Below are 24,071 nucleotides of genomic sequence, written 5' to 3' on the forward strand. Positions count from 1 at the left end.
AAAGTCTGTGTTTACACGGGAGATTGGCAGTTTTAAAAAGACAGGGGCAATAAAAGCTGATAATAAGCCCCGTGTTCCGGCACAGCGCGGTTTCCGGCGGTAATGGATCCGCCAAGATAGTGGATGCCGGTCCATACAATAGAAAGACCAATTCCATTTTTTCCACCATCACCCTTATAAAAACGTTCAAAAATATGAGGGAGATCTTTCTCCGGGAATCCCGGACCATCATCCTGTATCAGAAGGATCAGCGAGTTACCATCTGTACTCATACGGATCAGAATCTCGTGATCGGCATATCGCAGACAGTTTGAAAGAATATTTTGTATCACCCGCTTCAACAATTCCGGATCCGTGTGGATTGTTAGTGGGTGTGCAGATTCAAGATGTATGACGCAGTCCCTTCGGATCGTACTCATGATATCCACACATTCATCAAGAAACTCCACTACTTCCAGATCTGTCGGATGCAGGTCAAATGTGTGACAGTCCATTTTTGAGAGAGAAAGAATGCTTTCTACAAGGTCAGTCATGCGCAGACTTTCAGAAAGAATGATGCTGGCAGCTTTCTGATGATCCTTTATGACATTGGAAACGATCCCCTGGGAATACCCGGTTATAGACGCAAGCGGCGTTTTTAGATCATGGGAAGCGTTTTGAAAAAACTGTCTTTTTTCTTCCTCGGATCTCCGGATCGTTTCTTCCATCTGGTTATAGGAGCGTTTTAAAGATTCCAGTTCATTTAAAGAATAGGAATCCTGGATCTGTGCGTCTGTTTCTCCATTGATCCTCTGGATCTGAAGACAAAGATGCTGGATCGGGACAGAGATGGTTCTAGCGATTCCCCATACTAAAAAAGATGATAAAAACACAGAAGCGATTAAAATCGCAATATACAATTTCCATGTATAATTCCAGAAAACAGATGAATCCGGAATTTGGACAACAGAAACAAAATACTTTGCCCGTACAGGTGTACTGGACGGAAACACATACATACTGATGTACCAGAAGTCTTCAGAAAGTAAAATCCGGGACGGTTTTCCCGAAATCAGTTCACCTGACTGGATCATCTGTCGGCACTGTTCCTCTAAGGCAGATATCGGATAAATATTCTGGTCATTACTGGATTGAGGGAAGACAAGTTTTTGCTTGGAATTAAAAATCAAAAATATACCATTATAAGGCTGATCTCTGAGCTGCCGCCGGACAGAACGAAGCAAAGCTTTTGAAGATTCGCGCGTATTTTCCTTAGAATCTGAGGAAGTGTAAGCCGGGTCAGTGCTCAAACGATCCGACTCCGATTGAACCATTCTGATCAGATGCTCTGTTTCTTTCTTGGCAGTGTACTGTACATACCAACGAGAAGAAAGGAAAAAGGTGATTCCGACTCCGAAAGTCATCATAAAAATCACGAGAAAAACTGCAGAAAATAAACGTGTTTGGATACTCTTTCCAATCATATTGATTCGATCCCTTCTGGCTTTCGTTCGCTCATCCGATAACCAAAGCCCCATACCGTCTCGATCAAGGCAGTAGAACCGAAAGATAGTAGTTTTTTTCGAAGCCGTTTAATAAAATCCTCCGGCATATCTGCTTCAGGATTAGGACCTTGAAAATGCCAGATCTGTTCGGCTAATTCTTTTTTAGAAACAGCATTATCTGCCCGTTGTATCATATACAGCAGGAAATCAAATTCTGTCGGAGTTACATTGAGATCACGTTCCTGAATTGTGACTCTGTGGCTGACAGGAAAAAGGACCAGATTTCCACATATAAACCGAGTGACAGGATCGGTCATGCTGGCATCGTAAAAGTGTGGATCAGACCGGCGGAATAATGCTTTTACCCGCGCAACGAACTCTAATGGAAGAAAGGGCTTTGTAATATAGTCATCGCTTCCGAGAGTGATTCCCATAACACGGTCGAGCGGCGTATCTTTGGCAGATACAAAAATAATGGGAACGTGGCTTTGACGACGGAAATAGGTACATAGACTGAGACCATCGATTCCGGGCATCATGATGTCGAGGATAAGCATATCGGGTTCTTTTGCGGAAAAGGCCTGACAGGCTTCCTGACCATTTTTAAATGTCTCTACTGTAAAGCCTTCATTTTCAAGAAATAGCTGCATCATTGTACGGATATTTGACTCATCATCTACTACATAGATCAGTTTTGACATGATAAATTACCTCGTTTGTATTTATGTTTTCATATTAACATGAAAGTTTAAAACCGTAAATGATTGCCGCATTCTTGCCACACAGGTGAACTGGTAATGCACACAGGGATAACGGTATGATAAACACATCAAATAATTTAATGATGGAGGTAACAAGATGAAAAAAGGTTTAAAAATTTTATGCGCGGCGTTATCGCTTACTGCAATCATGTCCTTCTCTGCGTTTGCGGCTGAGACAAAAAAAGAATATAGGGCGGAAGCGGAGCCGATCCGTACTGAGATGAAAGTGATGGAGGAGCAGATGGATGCTCTCAGGGAATCCAATAAAGATTTCATGGAACATTTCAAAAATATTCATCTGAACAAAAAGGAGACAGGAGAGCTTCCGGTTGATAAGAGTGTGTGGAAAGAGGCAAAAACACTTCGTGGGAAAATCAAAACGATCCGTGAGGAAAACGGGGATTCCCAGGTAAAGAATCTTCGCGCAGAAGCGAAGGCGGCTGCCGAGAACAAAGATTTTGATACAGCAATCTTAAAATTAAAAGAAGCAGAAAAAGAAAAGGAAAAACGTCTGGAAATGCTGAAAGAGATCAATAGCATTTGGAAACAGATTGATGATCTTCTTTCTTCCGGACAATAAGTGGAGGAAACAAGATTGAAAAGGATTTATTTGGGCCTGGCAGTTTCTGCGTTCCTGGTGGTCAGCAGTTTCCCCTCATATGCTGGACAGTGGAAGCAGGATACGGCAGGATGGAAATATGAGAGCGATGATCATACATTTCTTCAGCATCAGTGGTTTCGGGACCATGACGGTAAATGGTATTACTTTGAATCGGATGGTTACATGAGCGCAAACTGTATGACACCGGATGGATATGTCACGGGCGCAGATGGTGCCTGGATCGAAGGACTCGGGCAGAGCAAAGATCAGGCAGTACTTCCGTGGCAGTACCAGAGTTTTTTGGGAAAAGGTCTGGATGTCACATGGTCAGAATTTCAGAAGCAGACCAGAGCATACAGCATTAAGCAGGTACAGGAATTTAAGAAAGCCGGGGTCAGCCATGTCAGAATTCGGGTACAGGATGATATCAGCACCGAGCTTCTGGCGTTGTTGGATATGCAGGTCACAGATTGTCTGAAAAATGGAATTATTCCTGTTATTGCATATCAGGCGCATGAGTTTAAAACAGATCCAACAAAGGAAAATATGGATCATGTGACGGAATGGTGGAGCCGGATCGCAGAACATTTTAAAGATGCTTCACATCTGTTGGCGTTTGATCTGATGATTGAATCTTCGGATGCGATCAATAAATTGCCGGATACGTTGAATGAAATGTATGAACAGACGGTTGCAGAAATCAGAAAAACAAACCCGGACAGGATCATTATGATCTCTCCAAGACTGCGGTCAGACCCTAATTATTTGTCAGAGCTGAAAATTCCAAGTGCACACAATGGATACCTTATGGCAGAATGGCATTTTTATGCATCCGGGCCTGATAAGATAAACGAAAAGAAGCTGTGGACTACGGGAACGGATGCTGAGAAAAAGCTGATTACGGATAAGATCCAGACGGCGCTTGCATGGCAGCAGCAGACGGGGATTCCGACATGGGTCGGAGCCTGGATGCCGGGAAACTATAATAAAGGAAATATATACAGTGTAGAAGAACAGACAGTATTTGCCGAATTTATGACGAAAGCATTGAGTGATGCAGGAATTCCGTTTGCGGTAAATGCAGATACAAAGTATTACAATGCGGCAGAGAATACATGGATCTCGTCTATGCAGCCGGTTTTTAAAACAATATTCCAATAAAGGAAGAAACTGTTACGAGCAGCGGAATGCCATCCGCTGCTCGTAATGTTTGGTAAATTTAACAAAAACTTAACACTATAAAACATACTTTTCTCGCAGTTCCATGATATACTAAACATAATTCGCCGGTTACAGGATCGTGGCGCTGAAAGCCCGCATATCCTGTAACGGCATCCCCTGTTCGTGAAATACCTGGCGGAGAGAACACGAATGTGGAAAGAAACCAAGTAACAGGGCGGATTTTGAGAGAATGGGAATGTCCGCCTCAAAAAGACAGGAGAGTGGAATATTGGGAATGACAAAAAAACTGCGGGAGAAGTGGAATGAGGCGCTGCAGGCGGTACTGCCGATCATCGCGATCGTGCTGGTGCTCTGCTTTGTGATCGCGCCCATCTCCTCCAGCATCCTGCTCTGTTTCCTTTTGGGAGCAGTCCTTTTGCTTGCGGGGATGATGCTTTTTACACTTGGCGCGGATCTTGCCATGTCGCCGATGGGCGAGCGAGTGGGAACGTGCCTGACGAAGAGCCGGAAGCTTCCGGTGGTGATCGGGCTGTCCTTTCTCTTAGGTTTCATCATTACGATCTCGGAGCCGGATCTTCAGGTTCTGGCGAATCAGGTTCCGGCTGTGCCAAACATGACGCTGATCTTGTCCGTAGCATGCGGAGTCGGCGCATTTCTTGTTGTGGCACTGCTGCGAATGCTGTTCTCCGTGGCACTTCCGCCGTTGCTGCTTGTCTTTTATGGCGTGGTGTTTGTACTGGCGATGTTCGTGCCGAAGGATTTTTTAAGCGTGGCCTTTGACTCCGGCGGCGTTACGACGGGACCGATGACCGTGCCGTTTATCATGGCTCTCGGTGTCGGAATCTCTGCAACGCGAAGCGACCGTCACGCGGCGGACGACAGCTTCGGCCTTGTGGCGCTCTGCTCCATCGGACCGATCCTCGCAGTCATGATCTTAAGTATGATCTTCAAGGCGGACAGCAGTGCCTACACACCGCCGGTGATCCCGGAGATCGGTGATTCAAAAGAACTGTTCCTGCTCTTTGCGAGGGAACTTCCAGCCTACATGAAGGAGATCGCGGTCTCCTTACTGCCTATTATCTTATTTTTCATGATTTTCCAGATTTTCATGTTAAAATTAACAACAAGAAAATTAAAGAAGATCGCGATCGGTCTCGTCTATACATATGCGGGGCTGGTACTGTTCCTGACGGGAGTGAACGTGGGCTTTATGCCGGCGGGAAATTATCTCGGACAGGTGCTTGCGAAGTCCGCCCACCCGCTGTTCCTTGTTCCCATCGCAATGATCATGGGATACTTCATCGTAAAGGCAGAGCCTGCCGTGTACGTTCTCAATAAACAGGTTGAGGAGATCACGGACGGAGCGATCTCCTCGAAGGCCATGGGAATGGGACTTTCCCTGGGTGTTGCGGTTTCTCTCGGACTTGCGATGGTGCGGGTACTCACAGGGATCTCGATCCTGTGGTTCCTCGTCCCGGGATACACGATCGCACTGGGAATCTCGTTTTTTGTGCCGAAGATCTACACAGCGATCGCATTCGACTCCGGCGGTGTGGCATCGGGACCGATGACGGCAGCGTTTCTGCTTCCGATGGCACAGGGAGCCTGCTCCGTTCTTGGAGGAAACATTGTCACAGATGCCTTCGGTGTGGTCGCGATGGTTGCCATGACACCGCTTATCACGATCCAGGTCATGGGGCTGGCTTCGAGAATAAGAGCGAAGCGCGGAGTGCAGGAAGGAATGTCCGCAGCTCATGGACAGTCCGAGGCATACGCGGCGTTTGAGCTGCTGGATGATGACGCGATTATTGAATTGTAGGAGGTTTTATGAGCGAATTATACTTGATGGCGACAATCAGCGACCGGAACCAGAGCCGGAGATTCCTCGCCTTCTATAAAGAATATGGGATTTCCGTCACATTCCTGACGTTAGGCCGGGGAACTGCGGCGTCGGAGGTGCTGGACGCCTTCGGGTTAGAGGCATCGGAAAAGGCCGTCCAGTTTGCAGTAGTGACGGCGGCGGAATGGAAAAAGGTAAAAAAGGGCCTGGAACAGGAGATCAAGATCGATATTCCGGGAACGGGGATCGCCTTTGTGACTCCCCTGAGCAGCATCGGCGGAAAGCGGCAGCTTCGCTTTTTGACCGAGGACCGTGGATTTGAGAAAGAGGAGGAAAGCAGCTTGAAAGGAACAGACTACGAGCTTCTTGTAGTGATCGCAAATCAGGGCTATACGGATGTGATCATGGACGCGGCGCGAAAGGCCAACGCTACCGGCGGAACCGTGATCCATGCGAAGGGAACGGGAATGGAGAAGGCGGAAAAGTTTTTAGGCGTTTCCCTTGCTCAGGAGAAAGAGATGATCTTTATGGTCACGAAGACAAAGGATAAAAACGGCATCATGCAGAGCATCATGAAGGAAGCCGGGATCGGAAGCAAGGCGGGGGCGATCGTCTTTTCTCTGCCGGTGACAGAGACGGCGGGGATGCGTCTGATTGAGAAGAATGAGGATGATTAAGATCTTTCGCGCAGACCGCAGCAGATCACAGGCCTGAACGAACGGAACGGTGCCATTAGTTACTTTTCATGGGTAGGAATTTTCTGAACTGAAAATTCCGTATGATACCGTTATGACCGCGGATTTTGCCGATTCGGAATGCGAAGCATCGGCAAAATCCAGTTACAGTGCGCGGGCATGGAGTGCCCGTGTACTGTAACTGCCATTAAAAAAACGCCGCGGAAACGCCCCGAAACCATTGACACTGCATATAGAGTATTGTACAATCATTCGTAAATCTTCGACCGGTCCGGACACAGAGCGGAGCGTGCGGGGAGACAAAACATGGACGAAGCCCCGGAAGAAACCGAGCGGCGTCAAATTTATAAAGATTTAGGAGTTGATTTTTTTGGATTCAGGGCAAGCCCTGCAGGGACTGATCGTAATTGGACTTCTGGCGTTATCCGCGTTTTTCTCATCGGCGGAGACGGCAATGATGACGGTAAATAAGATCCGTGTGCGGAATCTCGCGGAGGCGGGACTCAGCCATGCCGTTGTGCTGGAGAAGATCTTAAGCAATCAGCCTAAAATGCTCAGTGCAATTTTAATAGGAAACAATATTGTCAATATTTCAGCGTCTTCTCTGATGACTGTGCTGGTCACAGACGTGCTTGGAAATAAATATGTCGGTATCGGAACCGGCGTTTTGACGCTGTTAGTCCTGATCTTTGGTGAGATCACACCGAAGACTTCCGCGACGATCTATTCCGAGACCCTGTCACTCAAGTTCGCGAAACCGATCTACCTGATCATGCAGGTCCTGACACCGCTGATCGTGGTCGTTGATGGCCTCTCCAAGGGCGTTTTAAAGATGATCCATGTGGATCCGAACAAGAAACAGGACGCGATCACAGAGGATGAGCTCCGCACGATCGTGGAGGTCAGCCACGAAGAGGGTGTGATCGAGTCAGACGAGAAGAAGATGATCTACAACGTGTTCGATTTTGGGGATTCTGTCGCGAAGGACATTATGGTTCCGCGTATCGATATGACATTCCTCGATGTGAATGCCAGCTATCAGGAGATCATGGATATTTTCCGACAGGAGAAGTATACGAGATATCCGGTCTATGAGGAGACGACGGACAATGTCATTGGCATCGTGAATATCAAGGACCTGTTCCTGATCCCGAAAGACAAGGAATTTAAGCTGCGGGATTACCTGCGTGAGCCGTATTACACCTACGAGTTTAAAAAGACGACGGAGCTTATGGTGGAACTCCGTAAGACCATGAATAGCGTTGCCATCGTTCTTGATGAGTATGGCGCGACGGCCGGGCTTATCACATTGGAGGATATGCTTGAGGAGATCGTCGGAGAGATCCGCGACGAGTACGATGCGGATGAGGAAGACAGCATCAGGAAGATCAATCCGAAGGAATATGTGATCGAGGGCGCTATGAAACTCGATGATCTCGACGACCAGCTTGGTCTGGATCTCAAGTCAGAAGATTACGACTCTGTCGGCGGCTATATTATCGGACTTTTAGACCATCTCCCGCAGGCGGGGGAGGAAGTCACAAGCGGAAATCTCCGGTTTGTGGTGGATACGGTGGAGAGAAACCGGATTGACAAGGTGCATCTGTATATTCTGGATGCGCCGCAGAAGAGTGAAGAAAGTGAGCAGGAGAGCAAACCCGAACGGTGAAGTTACTGAACCGCGACAAAATTAGCGAAAAATGTACAGCTTTCGGTCTTGACAATTTTTTTCAAACCAATTAATATGAAACTATCCAAAAGGGGAGTAGTTGAAATGCACTGTCAACAATCGCGGCGGAAACGTCTGGTGGTGCATACCGGTAAAATGGTAACGAGACTTTTTGCAGAGAGAAATTTCTGCAGAAAGTCTTTTTTTGTTGCTCTGAGGATCCGAGAGCGATCCGATATGGCGGCAAAAAAAGACGGTCTGTAAAATTTCATGGAATCCATTGGCAGGGAAAGAGAAAAACCTGCGCATACTATTTTCAAGGAGGAGTTTTTATGGACTTTTTATGGAGTGGATTACTATCGATCACCTGGCAGCAGGTCGTCATGTATGTGGTAGGGCTTTTACTGATCTACCTGGCAATTGAGAAAAATTATGAGCCGGCCCTTCTTCTGCCGATGGGCTTCGGTGCGATCCTTGTGAATCTCCCGGCCAGCGGTGTATTAAACCAGTTTATGGAGGGCGCCGGTGAGACTCATGGAATCATCCAGTGGCTCTTTGAATCCGGCATTGAGGCATCGGAGGCTTTCCCGCTGCTGCTCTTTATCGGTATCGGAGCCATGATCGACTTTGGACCGCTGCTTTCGAACCCGAAGATGTTCCTCTTCGGCGCGGCGTCCCAGTTCGGCATCTTTTTTACGATCTTTATGGCATCGCTTCTCGGCTTTGACATCAAGGACGCTGCCTCCATCGGAATCATCGGCGCGGCAGATGGTCCGACTTCGATTCTGGTATCTCAGGTGTTAAAGTCAAACTACATCGGAGCGATCGCAGTGGCGGCATATTCCTATATGGCACTTGTGCCGATCATCCAGCCGATGGCGATCAAAGCGGTTACGACAAAGAAAGAACGCATGATCCGCATGCCGTATGAGCCGGGAAAAGTAAGCCGGTTCACAAGAATCGCTTTTCCGATCATTGTAACATTTGTCGCAGGACTTGTCGCTCCGGCGTCTGTTGCTCTTGTAGGATTCCTGATGTTCGGAAATCTGATCCGTGAATGCGGCTGCTTAAACAGCCTTTCCGAAACAGCGCAGACGACACTCGCGAACCTGATCACACTTGTTCTCGGAATCACGATCTCTTTCTCCATGAAAGCGGATCAGTTCGTAAGCTTACAGACACTGATGATCATGGGACTTGGACTTTTCGCTTTTATTTTTGACTCCATCGGCGGCGTCATGTTTGCGAAATTCTTAAATCTGTTCAGCAAGAACAAAGTGAACCCGATGGTGGGAGCAGCAGGAATCTCCGCATTCCCGATGTCTGCCCGTGTCATTGAGAAGATGGGAATCGCGGAGGACAAGACGAACCATCTCCTGATGCATGCCATCGGAGCCAATGTTTCCGGACAGGTCGCATCGGCGGTTGCCGGCGGAATCGTCCTTGGATTCTTTATGTAGGAGGTCTGGACTATGAATGTAAATACAATGCTTGCTTTAGGAATCATGTGGAAGGGAATGCTTGGAATCTTCGTTGTGATGGGGATTTTGGCGCTCGTTGTTTATCTCCTCACGAAGGTGGGAGACCGTTAGCTCACCATCCCGCCCGCCATTCCGCTCAATGTGCACATGGCGAGGACAGAGAGAAGTCTTTTCGTGTCTTCCGTGACACCGTCCTTCTGGGCGAGGGACATGAGATATAAAAACAGAAAATAGAGAGTTCCGAGGACCAGGCCCCAGAAAAAGCGCCTGGTCCTCATTGTTTTTCCTGCGAGGATGCCGCCGAAGAAGCAGGAAATGACGTAGACGGCACAGACGGCGACGTTTACCTGGTTTTCCGGGAGACGGAACTTAAAGAGGGCGAAGGAAAGCACCACCAGAAGAATGCCGGAGAGGATATAAGTTACGATCAGGGCGCGTACCATGCGCCATACCGGGTTTGTCTGCATGAGAAAGCTCCTTTCTTGAAGGATGTACTCCGGGAGTCTTTCCGGAACTCATAAAATCGGGAACAGAAAGATTCTGAGAGGACATCATGGTGTGGGCGTTTACTTTATACAGGATATGTGAGGAAAGGCCATGCATATGCATCGCGCGGCTGATCTTGTAACTGATGAGCCGATTTGGCTGAAAAAAGCACCCGGATATTTTTCCTTTGTGGTTGCCTGACACGATCAGGAAGCTGCCTGCGGCATGTTATGCGGATAAAAAATGGATATCCGTACCGGATTTTCCTGCATCACGGCAATAAAATCCGTTGCATAATAGAAAATCGTATGGTATAATTTCATTTAAATTCGGGGTATTATGCCCACGATAAGAGAACAGGAGGAAATGATACCATGAAGCATGTAAAAACTTTAAGTTCCAACACTTTAAAGAACAGCATGAAGAAGGGCGGCTGCGGCGAATGCCAGACATCCTGCCAGTCTGCATGCAAGACATCCTGCACAGTAGGAAACCAGAGCTGTGAAAACAGCAACCGCTAATGCGGGGCTTCGAATAAACGGAAGTTTTTAAAGAGACCCCTACGGTCGTATGATTGTAGGGGCTATTTCTTGTCTGATCAAAGAATCTGCCGGTGACGGGTTTCCCGGACAGCGATGCCGGGAAAGCCGCCACTGACAGACCGTAAAGGGCAGGTAAGAAAGAAGTCAGGAGACCACCAGATCGTGACTGTAACCGGTAAGAGACGGAACAGTCACCTGAAAATTAAGACAGTAGGAGAAAGTTAGCTTTGATACATCAGTATATAAATAATGGATACCATATTGTTTTGGACGTAAATAGCGGATCGGTTCATTCTGTGGATGCGCTGCTCTACGATGCCGTGGAGATTCTCGCGAAGATCGTCCCGGATATGGAAAAACCGATGCCTCTCACGGATGACCAGAAAAAAGCAGTGAGAGAAGCACTGGTCTGTAAGTACTCTGCAGAAGATATTGAGGATGCCCTCTCCGATATTCAGGAGCTCATCGACGCGGAGGAGCTGTTCGCTGCGGATATTTACAAAGATTATGTGATCGATTTCAAGAAACGCCAGACGGTCGTGAAGGCCCTCTGCCTTCATATTGCCCATGACTGCAACCTTGCCTGCAAGTACTGCTTCGCAGAGGAAGGCGAGTACCATGGACGCCGCGCCCTCATGAGCTTTGAGGTCGGAAAGAAGGCACTGGATTTCCTGATCGCAAACTCCGGAAACCGCATCAACCTTGAGGTTGATTTCTTCGGCGGCGAGCCGCTTATGAACTGGAACGTGGTAAAACAGCTTGTGGAATACGGACGTTCCCAGGAGAAGGAGCACAATAAGAAATTCCGTTTCACGCTGACAACAAACGGCGTACTCTTAAACGATGAGATCATGGAGTTCTGCAATAAAGAAATGAGCAACGTGGTCTTAAGCCTTGACGGACGTCCGGAGGTCAATGACCGGATGCGTCCGTTCAGAAATGGTAAGGGAAGCTACGAACTTATTGTTCCGAAATTCCAGAAATTCGCGAAATCACGCGGCGAGAAGGATTATTTCGTCCGCGGAACCTTCACAAGAAACAACCTGGATTTCGGAAACGATGTCCTCCACTATGCGGATCTCGGCTTTGAGAAGCTTTCTATGGAGCCGGTAGTTGCAGCTCCGGAAGAGCCGTACTCCATCCGTGAGGAAGATCTTCCGCAGATCATGGATGAGTATGACAGACTCGCAAAAGAGTTTGTAAAGCGTCAGAAAGAGGGAAGAGGATTCAAATTCTTCCACTTCATGCTTGATTTAAGTCAGGGACCGTGTGTTGCGAAACGTCTGTCCGGCTGCGGTTCAGGAACCGAGTATCTTGCGGTAACTCCGTGGGGAGACTTATATCCGTGCCACCAGTTCGTTGGAAATGAAGAGTTCCTGCTTGGAAACGTGGATACCGGCGTGGTCAACACGAAGGTGCGCGATGAATTCAAGCTCTGCAACGTATACGCGAAAGAAAAATGCAAAAACTGCTTTGCGAGATTCTACTGCAGCGGCGGATGCGCGGCAAATTCCTTCAACTTCCACGGCAGCATTACGGATGCCTACGATATCGGCTGCGAAATGCAGAAAAAACGCATCGAGTGCGCGATTATGATCCGTGCTGCTTTGGCGGAGGACGAGGAAAACAACTAAATCGATCATAGCGGTCAGGGGCAGAAAACCCCGGATTGTTATTGTAAGGATGACGGAGGCGGTGCTTACAGCGGACTCCGGAATCAAGAGGGACAAAAAGCCTTTTGGACCTCGAAATCATATCAAGAAGGAGATTTTATCATGAAGAGCAACAAAGGAAAGGGACTGCTCGGCCTCCTGGGACTGCTCGTTGTGCTCGGTATCTTCGGATTTTTCGGCTATGATACTCTTCAGAAGAGTAAGCTGGTCACCGATGAGAACGGAGTAACCTCCCAGAATGGCGGAATCAAGCTCGGTCTGGATCTGGCAGGCGGCGTCAGCATTACCTACCAGGCGAAGGAAGAGAATCCGAGTGCTGAGGATATGTCCGATACCCAGTACAAGCTGCAGCAGAGAGTACAGAACTACAGCTCTGAGGCAGAGGTTTATCAGGAAGGCGGAAACCGTATCAATGTTGATATTCCGGGTGTCACAGATGCGAACAAGATCCTGGAAGAGCTCGGTAAGCCGGGATCCTTACAGTTCTATGATGAGAACTGGAATGTTGTACTGGAAGGAACCGATGTAGCTTCTGCGAAAGCTGTGATCTATAAAGACCAGCAGACAGGAAACAATAACTATGAAGTAGCGCTTACATTTACGGATGAAGGTACTAAGAAATTCGCAGATGTGACTGCAGCGAACGTCGGCAAGAAGATCGCGATCGTTTACGATAATGTGATGTACTCTAACCCGACCGTACAGCAGGCGATCACAGGCGGACAGGCCTCCATCTCCGGAATGACTTCCTATGAAGAGGCTGAGAATCTTGCGTCCACGATCCGTATCGGTTCCCTTTCCCTGGAACTGGAGGAACTCCGATCCAACGTGGTAGGCGCGAAGCTCGGTCAGGAAGCGATCACGACAAGCTTAAAGGCCGGCGCGATCGGTTTCGGAATCGTATGCGTATTCATGATCGCAGTTTACCTCGTCCCGGGTCTTGCGGCATCCCTTGCACTCTGCCTCTATGTGACACTGATGCTGATCCTGCTCGCGGCCTTTGAGGTTACATTAACACTTCCGGGTATTGCCGGTATCATCCTTTCCATCGGTATGGCGGTTGATGCGAACGTCATCATCTTCACCCGTATCAAGGAGGAGATCGGTCTCGGAAAGACAGTTCATTCCGCGATCAAGACAGGTTTTGCGAAAGCGTTATCCGCCATCGTCGATGGTAACGTGACAACACTGATCGCAGCAGCTGTTCTTTACTGGAGAGGCTCCGGTACAGTTAAAGGATTCGCTACAACACTTGCCCTTGGTATCGTTCTTTCCATGTTCACAGCACTTTTCGTTACAAAGTTCACACTGAACACCCTGTATAACCTTGGCTTCCAGGATCAGAAGTTCTACGGCATCAGAAAAGAGAAGAAGGCGATCAACTTCCTCGGAAAGAGAAATATCTGCTTTATCATCTCAGCTGTCATGATCCTCGCAGGTGTTGCAGGAATGGTAATGAACAAGTCCTCCATCGGAAACGCGTTCAATTACTCCCTTGACTTCCAGGGCGGTACCTCCACAAGCGTGACCTTCAATGAGGACATGTCCCTGGAGAGAATCTCAAGCGAGGTCGTTCCGGTAGTCGAATCCATCACAAACAGTGCGGATACGCAGACACAGAAGGTTGCCGGAACAAACGAGGTGATCATCAAGACAAGAACCTTAAGCGTGGAAGAGCGTCAGGCATTAGACGAGGCACTTGTTGAGAACTTCGGTGTTGATGAGTCAAAGATCACCGCAGAGAGCATCTCCGGTGCGGTAAGTGCTGAGATGAAGCGCGACGCGGTTATGGCTACAGCGATCGCTACTGTATTTATGCTTCTCTATATCTGGGTACGATTCAAGGATATCCGTTTCGCTGCAAGTGCTGTTTTAGCCCTTGTCCATGACGTATTGGTTGTAGTTGCATGCTATGCCCTCGCAAAGTGGTCCGTTGGTTCCACAGCGATCGCCTGCCTGCTTACTATCGTCGGATACTCTATCAACGCGACGATCGTTATCTTCGACCGTATCCGTGAGAACATCAAGCTCATGGGACCGAAGGCATCCACTGTTGATATTGTAAATACAAGTATCACCCAGACCTTCACACGAAGCATCAATACATCCCTGACGACCTTTGTCATGGTATTTGTTCTGTTCATCATGGGCGTATCCTCCATCCGTGAGTTCGCACTCCCGTTAATGGCAGGTATCATCTGTGGTACCTACTCTTCCGTATGCCTGACAGGCGCTATGTGGTATGTTATGACTACAAAGAAGCAGAAGAAGGACGCAGCTGAAAAACAGGCAAAGAAGGATGCTGAGAAGGCAGCAAAGGAAGCAAAGAAATCCGGAAAATAGCCGGAAGAGTGTTGCTCCGAAAATAACGATAAGGCAAGAAAAATATGAAATATAAGATTCTGGCAAAAGACGGACGTGCCAAACGGGCTGACGTAGAGACAGTCCATGGCACGATCCACACGCCGGTATTCATGAATGTAGGAACTGTCGCCGCGATCAAGGGCGCTGTGTCCACCGATGACCTTCGCGGGATCGGGACACAGGTGGAGCTTTCCAACACCTACCATCTTCATGTCCGGACCGGCGACAAGCTGATCAAGGAGCTCGGCGGTCTCCACAGGTTTATGAACTGGGATCGTCCGATCCTCACCGATTCCGGCGGATTTCAGGTATTTTCCCTCGCCGGACTCAGAAAGATCAAGGAAGAGGGCGTCTACTTCAACTCCCATATCGATGGTCATAAGATCTTCATGGGACCGGAGGAGAGCATGCAGATCCAGTCAAACCTTGGGTCCACCATCGCGATGGCATTCGATGAGTGCGCTCCGCATCCGTGTACCAGAGAATACATGGAGAATTCTGTTGCGAGAACTACAAGATGGCTGGCGAGATGCCAGGCGGAGATGGCGAGATTAAACTCCCTGCCGGATACCGTCAATAAGGAACAGCTTCTGTTCGGCATCAATCAGGGCGGAACCTTCGAGGATATCCGGATCGCGCATGCGGATACGATCTCGAAGATGAACTGCGACGGCTACGCGGTCGGCGGACTTGCGGTCGGTGAGAGTCACGAGGAGATGTACCGCATCCTCGATGCGGTGGTTCCGCATCTGCCGGAAGAGAAACCGACTTACCTGATGGGTGTCGGAACCCCGGCGAACATCCTTGAAGCGGTGGACCGCGGCGTCGATTTCTTCGACTGCGTTTACCCGACAAGAAATGGCCGTCATGGTCATGTATATACAAACCACGGAAAGATCAACCTGTTTAATGAGCAGTTTTCAAAGGATATGCGCCCCATCGAAGAGGGATGCCAGTGTCCGGCCTGCCGCTCATACAGCAGGGCCTATATCCGCCATCTCCTGAAGGCAAAAGAGATGCTTGGAATGCGCTTATGCGTGCTCCACAATCTTTACTTCTACAACACAATGATGACGGAGATCAGGGAAGCTATCGAGAACCACTGCTACGCCGAGTACAAAGAGAAAAAGTTGGAGGGCGTGACAGGGAACTATAAAGACAAGGTATAAGAAAAGGAGGTGCAACGGATATGACTAACAGCCCGGCATTTTGGATTGGATATATTGTTTTAATCTTTGCTTTCATGTACTTCATTGCGATCAGACCGCAGCAGAAGGAAAAGAAAAAAATGCAGGAACTGATGGCAAGCATCGCAGTCGGTGACAGCGTGCTGACATCCAGCGGATTCTACGGAGTGATCATTGATATGACAGACGATACTGTTATCGTTGAGTTTGGCAACAATAAGAACTGCCGTATCCCGATGCAGAAACAGGCGATCGTTCAGGTTGAAAAACCGGAGGCGTAAGACCTGAAAAACAGTAAAAAAAGAGGTTCATTTCCCGTTGGTGGGAGATGGACCTCTTTTTTTACTGCGGATTCGCGTTTCTTCCTTCATCCTCAAAATACTTCTTTAATTCCTCGAATTCACGGGCATATTTCGGGGAAACGGCGGTCGGGTTGGAGCGGATCCTGTCTTTCCGGAATGGTCTGCGCTCTTTTAAGAGAGCGGAAAGCCGTGATTCGCGCTCCTTTAACATCTCAGCAAGCTGTTCCGGGGATTTTCCGCGGAGAGCTTCCAGATGGATCACGGTAAGATCTTTCAGACTGTCGAGTTTTCCGCCGGCCTTTGCTTTCAGCTCATCAAGGCTGACATTGGAGAGATCGCGGAGAGAACCTGCGGCGGATCCTGCTTTTTCCCGGATCGCGGACATCCCGGCAGACGGTTTTTCTTTGAGCGCTTCGAGCTTGTTTCCTGCTTTCTCCTTGAGATCTTCCAGGTTCATCCCGGTGAGGGCAGCGGCCTGGACACGTTTTGCTTCGAGCTGATCCAGAAACTCTTCCTTCGCTTCCTGGATCCTGTCTTCGGCATTCATCTTTAAGAGAGCAGTCTGTACCTGAAGGTTATCGAGCTCTGTACGGACTTTTTTCATAGCTTCCAGTGATTTTCCGAAGGCAAGTGCTTCCTTCGTGCAGACGATGGAATCATAGATAAAGATCACGGTCACGAAGAACACGAAAAACAGGTTCCACATGAGCGGCATCGCAAGGACGGCACGCTCGATCGGTTTGTGGATCACATGCGTCATAAAGATCGTCAGAAAGCCCCAGGCGATGGATGAGGTGAGGCAGATATACCCGTGAACATTGAATGGCTGGTTGCTGTAATCCCAGTAGCGGACCTTGAAAAGCTGTTCCATCACATACCCTGTGACATATTCGAGTGCGGTCGCGCCGATAACGCCGGAGATATAGGTGAGGATCAGGCTGCTCCGGAACGGGAGTGATACCCACAACATCATGACAGCACCGCTTCCGTATAGCGGCAGCATCGGGATCCGCAAAAAGCCGCGGTTGACAAAATGTCTTTGCTTTAAGGAAACATAGGTGGATTCGAAGATCCATCCGAAGAAACAGTACAGATAAAAAAATGTAAGCCATTGATACCAGGTGTAAGTGTACATAAGTCTCCTTTCGGTTGTAAATATCTGTTTTTGCCGGAAACAGAGCTGCTTATTCAGAAAAACAGCGTCAGGCAGCAACTGAAACGGCATCGCAGAAGATTGAGATACGGCATATGTCCTGCCGAGATTATCCATATCATACGACAGGAGACCGGAAATGGCAAGGTGGAGCTTTGCGTCCCGGAGTGAAAAGTTCTGCAGCTGTGATGGCGCTTTGCGTGAGTGAAGATGCTGCAAGAGATCACATGAGGCGCCTGAATGTGCCGAGGCACATTCTTTTCAGAATTACTGAAGATTCTTATACACCTCAAAACTCGGCTTCTTATTGCCGTTCACATCGATCAGACCGAATGCATAATGGGCGGAAAGAAGTCCCTGCTCAGAAAGGATCAGATGGCGGACTTTTCCAGCCGGGGAGAGCATATCCGCCTTCTGCATGTAATCGGTCAGAATGTGAAGGTTTTTCAGGTTGATAATATAGGTATCGGCTTTCTCCTGGACATACTGGTCATCGGAAAATACCGGATCCTCAAAGGTCTCCGGATACGCGTGCCATGCGATGCCGTAATCGGTGTCTTTGAGGGCGTTGTTTAAAACGACCTGGGAAGCGCCGACTTCGAGGACATCCGGGATCTGGGCATGCTCGTTGATCAGAACGCCCTTGATGGACTTTGGAGTCTGATAGTGGTCGGCATAGGCCGGGACAGCCATAGAAAAACAGAGTGCAGAGACAGCACCGGTGAACAGCGTCCTGCATCCGGGTCATGCTATTACATTTACTATACCGTGAGATGGAATGAAATTCAATGGAATGGGAAGCTTCGGCAACAAAAGAATAGGAACCACAGCCGTTTCTGTGATTCCTAAGGGGAGTATGGAAAGTATCAATTTTTTTAGGGGGACCTGCCGAAGTCGCCTCCGACAGGTATGAGTATGAAAAAGCTTTGTGTGTTCAAGTGTAATACTTGAAACAAAGGCAGGTTATCCTTTCGGATAACGTAATTGTATTATAGAGGCAAAATGTGTCTAAAATGTGAGTAAAAAATTAAAAGAAAGTAAATTTACTTAACGATTTAGAAAGAATTATGTCGAAAACAGTCGATAAATTCCGTGACGCGGATTTACCAGAGATGTGCCGCAATTTTGCCGAAGTTTAACAGGAAATTTGAACATAAATCATTCATAAATTTCTGGTATAATATGGAATAATATAAGGGACGAAGGTTGAAGATCCGATGCAGTTTTCAGCAGGAGGATTTTTAAGCTACTGACCTGATAAATCTGAATATCCATGACAGGAAAACGGGAGGTTCACAATGAAGAAAGAAAAAATAGTTGCAATACCGGCAGCACTTCTTATGACTGCCCTGCTGGCATTCCCGGCAATGGCATCGGAAAAGATCGAGGAGGTCACGATCGATATCAATGCAGTCCTGACGGATTCGGACAACCTGGAAGTGGAGGCGGATGTGTCAGATGACGGCTGCTATGTGGATGAGATCTCCATTACCAACGAGCCGAACGGAGACTGGAATGATGATACGAAGCCGAAGGTTAAGATTACGATCGGTGCCGAGAGTGACTACGCGTTTTCGTCCGGACTGAGCAAATCAGATGTATATCTTGGAAATGATGAACAGAAGGTGACATCGGTGACAAGAAGTACATCAAAATTGTATGTATATGTGACACTTCAGCAGATCTCGGATATTGATTCGGAGTATGATGATGAAGATTATGATCTGGATGTCTATGATCTCTCCTGGGACGACAGCTATGGCGGAGTTGCATATTGGGAAGGAACAGAATATGCAAAGAAATATCAGGTCCGTTTATACCGCGACGGGGACAGCGTAGGTTCCGCATACACGACGACAAATAACTATTATAATTTCTGCGGATCATTCACAAAAGAAGGCAGTTATACATTTAAAGTCAAGGCAATCCGCGGAAGTGATGAGAGCAGCTGGAAAGAGTCTGAGCCGAAGGATGTAGACCGGGGCGGAGCCGCTGCGATCTATGCGAACCGGAACGCGGCGTCTGCGTACTATGGAAACGGTACTTCCGGTTCGGGGAGCCAGACAAGCGGAAGTACGACCGGTTCAGCGAATGGCGCATGGCTCCGCGACAGCAATGGCTGGTGGTGGTGCAATCCGGATAAGACATATCCGGTCGCAAACTGGAAGCAGATCAACAATGTCTGGTACTATTTTAACCAGTCCGGATATATGGTGGAGAACCAGTGGATCCTGAATAATAACCAGTGGTATTACTGCGGAGCCGGCGGCGCGATGGTGAAGAACCAGTGGGTACAGACGAACGGGACATGGTACTATTGCGGAACTGACGGCGCGATGCTTACGAGCCGGATGATCGACGGAAAGTATTATGTTGATAAGAACGGCGTGTGGGTACAGTAAAAAATTTCAAAAACCCCTTTAAAAACAAATGCCTTTCGTATATAATAAAGACTGATATTTCGCGCCCTGTATGTGCGGTCACTTTCGTGACCGGAAATACTGCGAGATCATGAAAGCTGCAGAAATATGCAGTACAATGCAGGATATATTTTGCGGGGACAGGGTTTTCTGATAGAGAGAAGCGAGGCGCGTCCTGTATCGGACGCGGAAATAGATTCAGGAGATTTTCAGTTAGAAAGACAGGAGGAAGACGACAATGATGATGTCAAACGACATTGGAATTGACTTGGGTACCGCCAGCATCCTTGTTTATATTAAAGGAAAAGGCGTTGTTTTAAAGGAACCGTCCGTAGTAGCACTGGACAGGGAAACAAATAAAGTAATTACTTTCGGTGAGGAGGCGCGTCTGATGATCGGACGTACTCCGGGTAATATCGTTGCGGTAAGACCGCTCCGTAAAGGTGTAATTTCCGATTATACCGTAACCGAGAAAATGTTAAAATATTTCATCAACAAGGCGGTAGGAAAGAGAACTTTAAGAAAGCCGCGTATCGCGGTCTGCATTCCGAGCGGAGCGACAGAGGTTGAGAGAAAGGCCGTTGAGGATGCGACTTATCAGGCAGGTGCCCGTGAGGTCTGCATCATTGAGGAGCCGGTTGCAGCAGCAATCGGTGCCGGAATCGATATCTCCAAGGCATGCGGAAATATGATCGTAGATATCGGAGGCGGTACTGCGGATATCGCAGTCATCTCTCTCGGCGGTACTGTAGTCAGCACCTCGATCAAGACGGCCGGAGATGACTTCGATGAAGCCCTTGTCCGCTATATGAGAAAGAAACACAATCTTCTGATCGGTGAGAGAACCGCTGAGGAGATCAAGATCAATATCGGCGCAGCTTACCGCCGTCCGGAGCTTGTGACGATGGAAGTCCGCGGAAGAAACCTTGTGACCGGCCTTCCGAAGACCATCGTTGTCACATCCGACGAGACACTTGAGGCGTTAAGAGAGCCGGCTATGCAGATCGTAGACGCTGTACACAATGTATTGGAGCGTACACCACCGGAGCTCGCGGCCGATATCTTCGACCGTGGAATCGTTCTTACCGGCGGCGGATCCCTGATTTCCGGACTTGACGCCCTGATCGAGGAGAAGACCGGAATCACGACAATGATCGCGGAGGAGCCGCTTACAGCGGTTGCGATCGGAACCGGTAAGTTTATCGAGTTCGCACACGGCGGAAAAGGCGCAGAAAAATAAAAAATGGCAACTGTAACAGGCTATGTGGAAAGAATCAAATACCGCAACGAGGATAACGGTTACTCGGTCTTAAGCGTGGCGGACGGGGGAGAAGAATATATCCTCGTCGGCACATTTCCCTACATCAGTGAGGGAGAGCGGATCGAGGCGACGGGCCGGATGGTGGAACACTCCATCTACGGTGAACAGCTTGCGGTGGAGAGCTATGAGATAAAAGCTCCCGAGGACACACTGGCGATTGAACGGTATCTCGGCTCCGGTGCTATCAAAGGCATCGGAGCTGCTTTAGCTAAAAGGATCGTAAAGAAGTTCAAGGCGGACACCTTCCGGATCATGGAAGAGGAGCCGGAACGTCTCGCCGAGGTCAAGGGTGTCAGCGAGCGCATGGCGATGGAGATCAGCAGCCAGGTGGAGGAAAAAAGAGATATGCGTCAGGCCATGGTGTTCCTTCAGCAGTATGGGATCTCCATGAACCTTGCGGTGAAGATCTACCAGCATTACGGTCCGGGAATGTACTCTGTGATCCAGGAGAATCCGTACCAGCTGGCGGATGATATCCAGGGGGTGGGATTTAAGATCGCGGATGAGATCGCGGCAAAAGTAGGTATCTTTACCGACTCCGATTACCGGATCCGCAGCGGCCTCTTTTACGCCCTGCTCCAGGCGACGGGAAACGGCCATACATATCTGCCGGAGGAGGAGCTGTTTGCCAATGCGTCGGCACTCTTGAATGTAGAACCGGAGCACATGGAAAAGCATCTGGTGGATCTCCAGATGGAGAAGAAGCTGGTGGTGAAGGAAAAGGATGGGAAACGGATCGTTTACCCGGCGCAGTTCTACTATATGGAACTCAATACGGCGAGAATGCTGCATGATCTGAATCTCCACTCGAAGATCGATGAGGACGACGTGAAAAAGCGCCTGAAAAAGATCACGGAGGCGGAGAAGATCGAGCTGGACGAGCTTCAGGAGCAGGCAGTTCTGGAGGCTGTGAGCAATGGTCTCCTTATCATCACCGGAGGTCCGGGAACGGGTAAGACGACCACCATCAATACGATCATCCATTATTTCGAGCAGGAAGATATGGATATTCTTCTGGCTGCCCCGACGGGCCGCGCAGCGAAGCGCATGACGGAGGCGACAGGATACGAGGCGAAGACGATCCACAGACTTCTGGAGCTTACGGGCGCTCCGACGGTTGATCAGAAAAACAACGGCAATTCCGGCGAGAACCGGCTGGAGGGCATGCATTTTGAACGGAACGAGGAAAATCCTCTGGACGCGGATGTGATCATCATCGATGAAATGTCCATGGTGGATATCAGCCTGATTCACTCACTCTTAAAGGCGGTGAATGTAGGAACGAGGCTGATCCTTGTGGGCGATGTAAACCAGCTTCCCAGCGTGGGGCCGGGAAATGTTCTCCGGGACATGATCGCGTCGGAGGCGTTCCCTGTGGTGAAGCTCACAAAGATCTTCCGTCAGGCGGCCCAGAGCGACATTATCGTCAATGCCCATAAGATCAACGACGGGGAAACAGTTCCTTTAAATAAGAAGAGCCGTGACTTTTTGTTTATCCGGCGCGATTATCCGGCGGATATTGTGAAGGATATGATGGTCCTCGTGCAGGACAAGCTTCCGAACTATGTCCATGCCGAGATGTCGGATATCCAGATCATGACGCCGATGCGGAAAGGCGCTCTCGGAGTCGAGGCGTTAAATAAGCAGCTTCAGGAGAAGTTTAACCCGCCTGCGCCGAATAAGCAGGAGAAAGAGTCCGGCGGGACGATCTTCCGTGTGGGCGATAAGGTCATGCAGATTAAGAACAATTATCAGATCGAGTGGGAGGTCCGCAACCGTTACGGAATCCCGGTGGATAAGGGCGAAGGCGTTTTCAACGGGGATACGGGGATCATCCGCTCCATCAACAGCTTCGCGGAGACGATGGAGGTAGAGTTTGATGAGCGCCGGATGGTGGAGTACAGCTTTAAGCAGTTGGAGGAGCTGGAGCTTGCCTACGCGATCACGATCCACAAATCCCAGGGAAGCGAATATCCGGCAGTGGTGATCCCGGTCCATTCGGGACCACGGATGCTGATGACGAGAAACCTGATCTACACGGCGGTTACGAGGGCGAAAGCTTGCGTCTGCCTCGTGGGAATCCCGGAGGTGTTTCAGGCGATGGTGGATAATGAGGTGGAACAGAAACGGTATTCGGGGCTGAAAGACCGGATTCTGGAGATAACATGAAATTCAATAAAATTCTTGATATTCTATATCCCCGCCGCTGTCCTGTATGCGGGGATATCACAGGCGGCTTCGGGCGGATGATCTGCCCGGACTGCCTTCGAAAACTTTCGTTTGTAAAATCGCCGGTATGTAAAAAATGTGGAAAAGAGATTGAAGACGGGAGTCTGGAGTTCTGTCCGGACTGCATGCGCCATCCGCGTGCCTTTGAGTACGGGATCGCCCTGTTAAATTACGATGAGACGGCGAGGCATTCCATGGCGCAGATCAAGTACAATAATAAGAGAGAGTACCTGGATTTTTACGGGACAGCTCTGGCGGCACGGTACGGACGAACAATCCGCCGGATGCAGGCGGATGCCCTGGTCCCGGTGCCGGTCCATGCCACGAGGAAAAAGACCCGGGGATTCAATCAGGCAGAGATCCTGGCACGGGTCATCGGAAAGAAGCTGGGGATTCCGGTGATGCCGGAAATGCTGGTGAGAAATAAGAAGACACTGCCGCAGAAGGATCTCTCGGCGGCAGAGCGGCTTAAGAACCTTTCCGGTGCATTCGCGGCGGGGGAGATCCCGGAGGGGATCAGGAGCGTGATCCTTGTGGATGATATCTATACAACAGGCAGTACCATCGAGGCGTGCGCGAGAGCCCTGCGGGCATCGGGAATCAGCCGGGTCTATTTCGTTGTGATCTGCATGACCGGAGGAAGATAGGACAGGAAAAAAGTGATATGCATACAGGTTATAG

22 protein-coding genes are annotated in these 24,071 nt (G+C 49.0%); 17 read left to right on the forward strand and 5 right to left on the reverse strand.

The annotated features are described in order from the left end of the window. Positions 1–32 precede the first annotated feature (32 nt). Both GPK90_RS07225 and GPK90_RS07230 read right to left on the reverse strand, forming a co-directional pair. Positions 33–899 carry a sensor histidine kinase gene (locus tag GPK90_RS07225; RefSeq protein ID WP_182426787.1) on the reverse strand — a complete coding sequence of 289 codons (867 nt, stop codon included), beginning with the start codon at positions 897–899 and terminating at the stop codon, positions 33–35. A gap of 560 nt (positions 900–1,459) precedes the next feature. Then, positions 1,460–2,185, reverse strand: a complete 726-nt coding sequence (locus GPK90_RS07230; RefSeq protein WP_118531082.1) for a response regulator transcription factor — start codon at positions 2,183–2,185, stop codon at positions 1,460–1,462. Positions 2,186–2,342: 157 nt separating this feature from the next. Here GPK90_RS07230 and GPK90_RS07235 point away from each other — a divergent pair, with 157 nt between their 5' ends. The 8 genes from GPK90_RS07235 to GPK90_RS07265 all read left to right on the forward strand — a co-directional run bounded on the left by GPK90_RS07235 (position 2,343) and on the right by GPK90_RS07265 (position 9,824). Beyond that, positions 2,343–2,825 (forward strand): hypothetical protein, encoded by a 483-nt coding sequence (locus GPK90_RS07235; RefSeq protein ID WP_118531080.1) that lies wholly within the window; start codon positions 2,343–2,345, stop codon positions 2,823–2,825. A gap of 15 nt (positions 2,826–2,840) precedes the next feature. Then, on the forward strand, positions 2,841–4,007 hold the full coding sequence (locus tag GPK90_RS07240; protein WP_182426786.1) for a cellulase family glycosylhydrolase: 1,167 nt from the start codon (positions 2,841–2,843) through the stop codon (positions 4,005–4,007). A gap of 295 nt (positions 4,008–4,302) precedes the next feature. Beyond that, positions 4,303–5,847: a DUF1538 domain-containing protein gene (locus tag GPK90_RS07245; protein ID WP_215702613.1), complete on the forward strand. Its 1,545-nt coding sequence runs from the start codon at positions 4,303–4,305 to the stop codon at positions 5,845–5,847. Between the two features lie 8 nt (positions 5,848–5,855). Next, positions 5,856–6,545, forward strand: a complete 690-nt coding sequence (locus GPK90_RS07250; protein ID WP_015553074.1) for a P-II family nitrogen regulator — start codon at positions 5,856–5,858, stop codon at positions 6,543–6,545. Positions 6,546–6,869: 324 nt separating this feature from the next. Beyond that, entirely contained in the window at positions 6,870–7,034 is a 165-nt protein-coding gene (locus GPK90_RS19010) for a hypothetical protein (protein ID WP_252197386.1), read from the forward strand. Next, positions 7,018–8,232, forward strand: coding sequence for an HlyC/CorC family transporter (locus GPK90_RS07255; protein ID WP_486463539.1), 1,215 nt, complete (start codon positions 7,018–7,020; stop codon positions 8,230–8,232). Before GPK90_RS19010 ends, GPK90_RS07255 begins: the two co-directional genes overlap by 17 nt. Positions 8,233–8,564: 332 nt before the next feature. Continuing rightward, complete coding sequence (locus GPK90_RS07260; RefSeq protein ID WP_215702614.1) at positions 8,565–9,692, forward strand: sodium ion-translocating decarboxylase subunit beta; 1,128 nt, start codon at positions 8,565–8,567, stop codon at positions 9,690–9,692. 12 nt (positions 9,693–9,704) lie between these two features. Then, positions 9,705–9,824 (forward strand): hypothetical protein, encoded by a 120-nt coding sequence (locus GPK90_RS07265; RefSeq protein ID WP_021904606.1) that lies wholly within the window; start codon positions 9,705–9,707, stop codon positions 9,822–9,824. Here GPK90_RS07265 and GPK90_RS07270 read toward each other — a convergent pair. Continuing rightward, the gene (locus tag GPK90_RS07270) at positions 9,821–10,180 is read right to left on the reverse strand and encodes a TIGR04086 family membrane protein (RefSeq protein ID WP_215702615.1); all 360 of its coding nucleotides are present in this window, start codon (positions 10,178–10,180) and stop codon (positions 9,821–9,823) included. The genes GPK90_RS07265 and GPK90_RS07270 overlap by 4 nt on opposite strands. 393 nt (positions 10,181–10,573) lie before the next feature. Here GPK90_RS07270 and scfA point away from each other — a divergent pair, with 393 nt between their 5' ends. From scfA to yajC, 5 genes are all read left to right on the forward strand, one after another. Beyond that, a complete protein-coding gene (scfA, locus tag GPK90_RS07275) occupies positions 10,574–10,720 on the forward strand; it encodes a six-cysteine ranthipeptide SCIFF (protein WP_015553081.1) in 147 nt (48 codons plus the stop codon). Positions 10,721–10,968: 248 nt separating this feature from the next. Next, complete coding sequence (gene scfB, locus GPK90_RS07280; protein WP_144365843.1) at positions 10,969–12,375, forward strand: thioether cross-link-forming SCIFF peptide maturase; 1,407 nt, start codon at positions 10,969–10,971, stop codon at positions 12,373–12,375. A 141-nt stretch (positions 12,376–12,516) separates the two neighbouring features. Then, the gene (gene secD, locus GPK90_RS07285; protein WP_215702616.1) at positions 12,517–14,757 is read left to right on the forward strand and encodes a protein translocase subunit SecD; all 2,241 of its coding nucleotides are present in this window, start codon (positions 12,517–12,519) and stop codon (positions 14,755–14,757) included. Positions 14,758–14,801: 44 nt separating this feature from the next. Next, a complete protein-coding gene (gene tgt / locus GPK90_RS07290) occupies positions 14,802–15,947 on the forward strand; it encodes a tRNA guanosine(34) transglycosylase Tgt (RefSeq protein WP_015553084.1) in 1,146 nt (381 codons plus the stop codon). A gap of 20 nt (positions 15,948–15,967) precedes the next feature. Then, on the forward strand, positions 15,968–16,246 hold the full coding sequence (gene yajC, locus GPK90_RS07295) for a preprotein translocase subunit YajC (RefSeq protein WP_015553085.1): 279 nt from the start codon (positions 15,968–15,970) through the stop codon (positions 16,244–16,246). A 61-nt stretch (positions 16,247–16,307) separates the two neighbouring features. On the opposite strand, the gene GPK90_RS07300 is transcribed toward yajC, so the two are convergent. Both GPK90_RS07300 and GPK90_RS07305 read right to left on the reverse strand, forming a co-directional pair. After that, entirely contained in the window at positions 16,308–17,402 is a 1,095-nt protein-coding gene (locus GPK90_RS07300) for a putative ABC transporter permease (RefSeq protein WP_215702617.1), read from the reverse strand. Between the two features lie 285 nt (positions 17,403–17,687). Beyond that, positions 17,688–18,113: a DUF5722 domain-containing protein gene (locus tag GPK90_RS07305; RefSeq protein ID WP_215702618.1), complete on the reverse strand. Its 426-nt coding sequence runs from the start codon at positions 18,111–18,113 to the stop codon at positions 17,688–17,690. A gap of 605 nt (positions 18,114–18,718) precedes the next feature. Here GPK90_RS07305 and GPK90_RS07310 point away from each other — a divergent pair. From GPK90_RS07310 to GPK90_RS07325, 4 genes are all read left to right on the forward strand, one after another. After that, positions 18,719–19,822, forward strand: a complete 1,104-nt coding sequence (locus GPK90_RS07310; RefSeq protein WP_215702619.1) for a hypothetical protein — start codon at positions 18,719–18,721, stop codon at positions 19,820–19,822. A 256-nt stretch (positions 19,823–20,078) separates the two neighbouring features. Continuing rightward, complete coding sequence (gene mreB / locus GPK90_RS07315; protein WP_015553090.1) at positions 20,079–21,080, forward strand: rod shape-determining protein; 1,002 nt, start codon at positions 20,079–20,081, stop codon at positions 21,078–21,080. Between the two features lie 3 nt (positions 21,081–21,083). After that, the gene (recD2, locus tag GPK90_RS07320; RefSeq protein WP_215702620.1) at positions 21,084–23,330 is read left to right on the forward strand and encodes an SF1B family DNA helicase RecD2; all 2,247 of its coding nucleotides are present in this window, start codon (positions 21,084–21,086) and stop codon (positions 23,328–23,330) included. After that, the gene (locus tag GPK90_RS07325; RefSeq protein ID WP_215702621.1) at positions 23,327–24,037 is read left to right on the forward strand and encodes a ComF family protein; all 711 of its coding nucleotides are present in this window, start codon (positions 23,327–23,329) and stop codon (positions 24,035–24,037) included. The genes recD2 and GPK90_RS07325 overlap by 4 nt, the downstream gene beginning before the upstream one ends. The last annotated feature ends 34 nt before the right edge of the window (positions 24,038–24,071 follow it).

This window comes from Clostridium sp. MCC344 (genome assembly GCF_018785365.1).
GTDB lineage: Bacteria > Bacillota > Clostridia > Lachnospirales > Lachnospiraceae > Pilosibacter.

What these genes read in the sequence shown, in the direction of transcription:
- GPK90_RS07230 (WP_118531082.1), bottom strand. Translation starts at nt 2,185, where the DNA reads ATGTCAAAACTGATCTATGTAGTAGATGATGAGTCAAATATCCGTACA.
- GPK90_RS07235 (WP_118531080.1), top strand. Translation starts at nt 2,343, where the DNA reads ATGAAAAAAGGTTTAAAAATTTTATGCGCGGCGTTATCGCTTACTGCA.
- GPK90_RS07245 (WP_215702613.1), top strand. Translation starts at nt 4,303, where the DNA reads ATGACAAAAAAACTGCGGGAGAAGTGGAATGAGGCGCTGCAGGCGGTA.
- GPK90_RS07250 (WP_015553074.1), top strand. Translation starts at nt 5,856, where the DNA reads ATGAGCGAATTATACTTGATGGCGACAATCAGCGACCGGAACCAGAGC.
- GPK90_RS19010 (WP_252197386.1), top strand. Translation starts at nt 6,870, where the DNA reads ATGGACGAAGCCCCGGAAGAAACCGAGCGGCGTCAAATTTATAAAGAT.
- GPK90_RS07255 (WP_486463539.1), top strand. Translation starts at nt 7,018, where the DNA reads ATGATGACGGTAAATAAGATCCGTGTGCGGAATCTCGCGGAGGCGGGA.
- GPK90_RS07260 (WP_215702614.1), top strand. Translation starts at nt 8,565, where the DNA reads ATGGACTTTTTATGGAGTGGATTACTATCGATCACCTGGCAGCAGGTC.
- GPK90_RS07265 (WP_021904606.1), top strand. Translation starts at nt 9,705, where the DNA reads ATGAATGTAAATACAATGCTTGCTTTAGGAATCATGTGGAAGGGAATG.
- GPK90_RS07270 (WP_215702615.1), bottom strand. Translation starts at nt 10,180, where the DNA reads ATGCAGACAAACCCGGTATGGCGCATGGTACGCGCCCTGATCGTAACT.
- scfA (WP_015553081.1), top strand. Translation starts at nt 10,574, where the DNA reads ATGAAGCATGTAAAAACTTTAAGTTCCAACACTTTAAAGAACAGCATG.
- secD (WP_215702616.1), top strand. Translation starts at nt 12,517, where the DNA reads ATGAAGAGCAACAAAGGAAAGGGACTGCTCGGCCTCCTGGGACTGCTC.
- tgt (WP_015553084.1), top strand. Translation starts at nt 14,802, where the DNA reads ATGAAATATAAGATTCTGGCAAAAGACGGACGTGCCAAACGGGCTGAC.
- yajC (WP_015553085.1), top strand. Translation starts at nt 15,968, where the DNA reads ATGACTAACAGCCCGGCATTTTGGATTGGATATATTGTTTTAATCTTT.
- GPK90_RS07300 (WP_215702617.1), bottom strand. Translation starts at nt 17,402, where the DNA reads ATGTACACTTACACCTGGTATCAATGGCTTACATTTTTTTATCTGTAC.
- GPK90_RS07305 (WP_215702618.1), bottom strand. Translation starts at nt 18,113, where the DNA reads ATGGCTGTCCCGGCCTATGCCGACCACTATCAGACTCCAAAGTCCATC.
- GPK90_RS07310 (WP_215702619.1), top strand. Translation starts at nt 18,719, where the DNA reads ATGAAGAAAGAAAAAATAGTTGCAATACCGGCAGCACTTCTTATGACT.
- mreB (WP_015553090.1), top strand. Translation starts at nt 20,079, where the DNA reads ATGATGATGTCAAACGACATTGGAATTGACTTGGGTACCGCCAGCATC.
- recD2 (WP_215702620.1), top strand. Translation starts at nt 21,084, where the DNA reads ATGGCAACTGTAACAGGCTATGTGGAAAGAATCAAATACCGCAACGAG.
- GPK90_RS07325 (WP_215702621.1), top strand. Translation starts at nt 23,327, where the DNA reads ATGAAATTCAATAAAATTCTTGATATTCTATATCCCCGCCGCTGTCCT.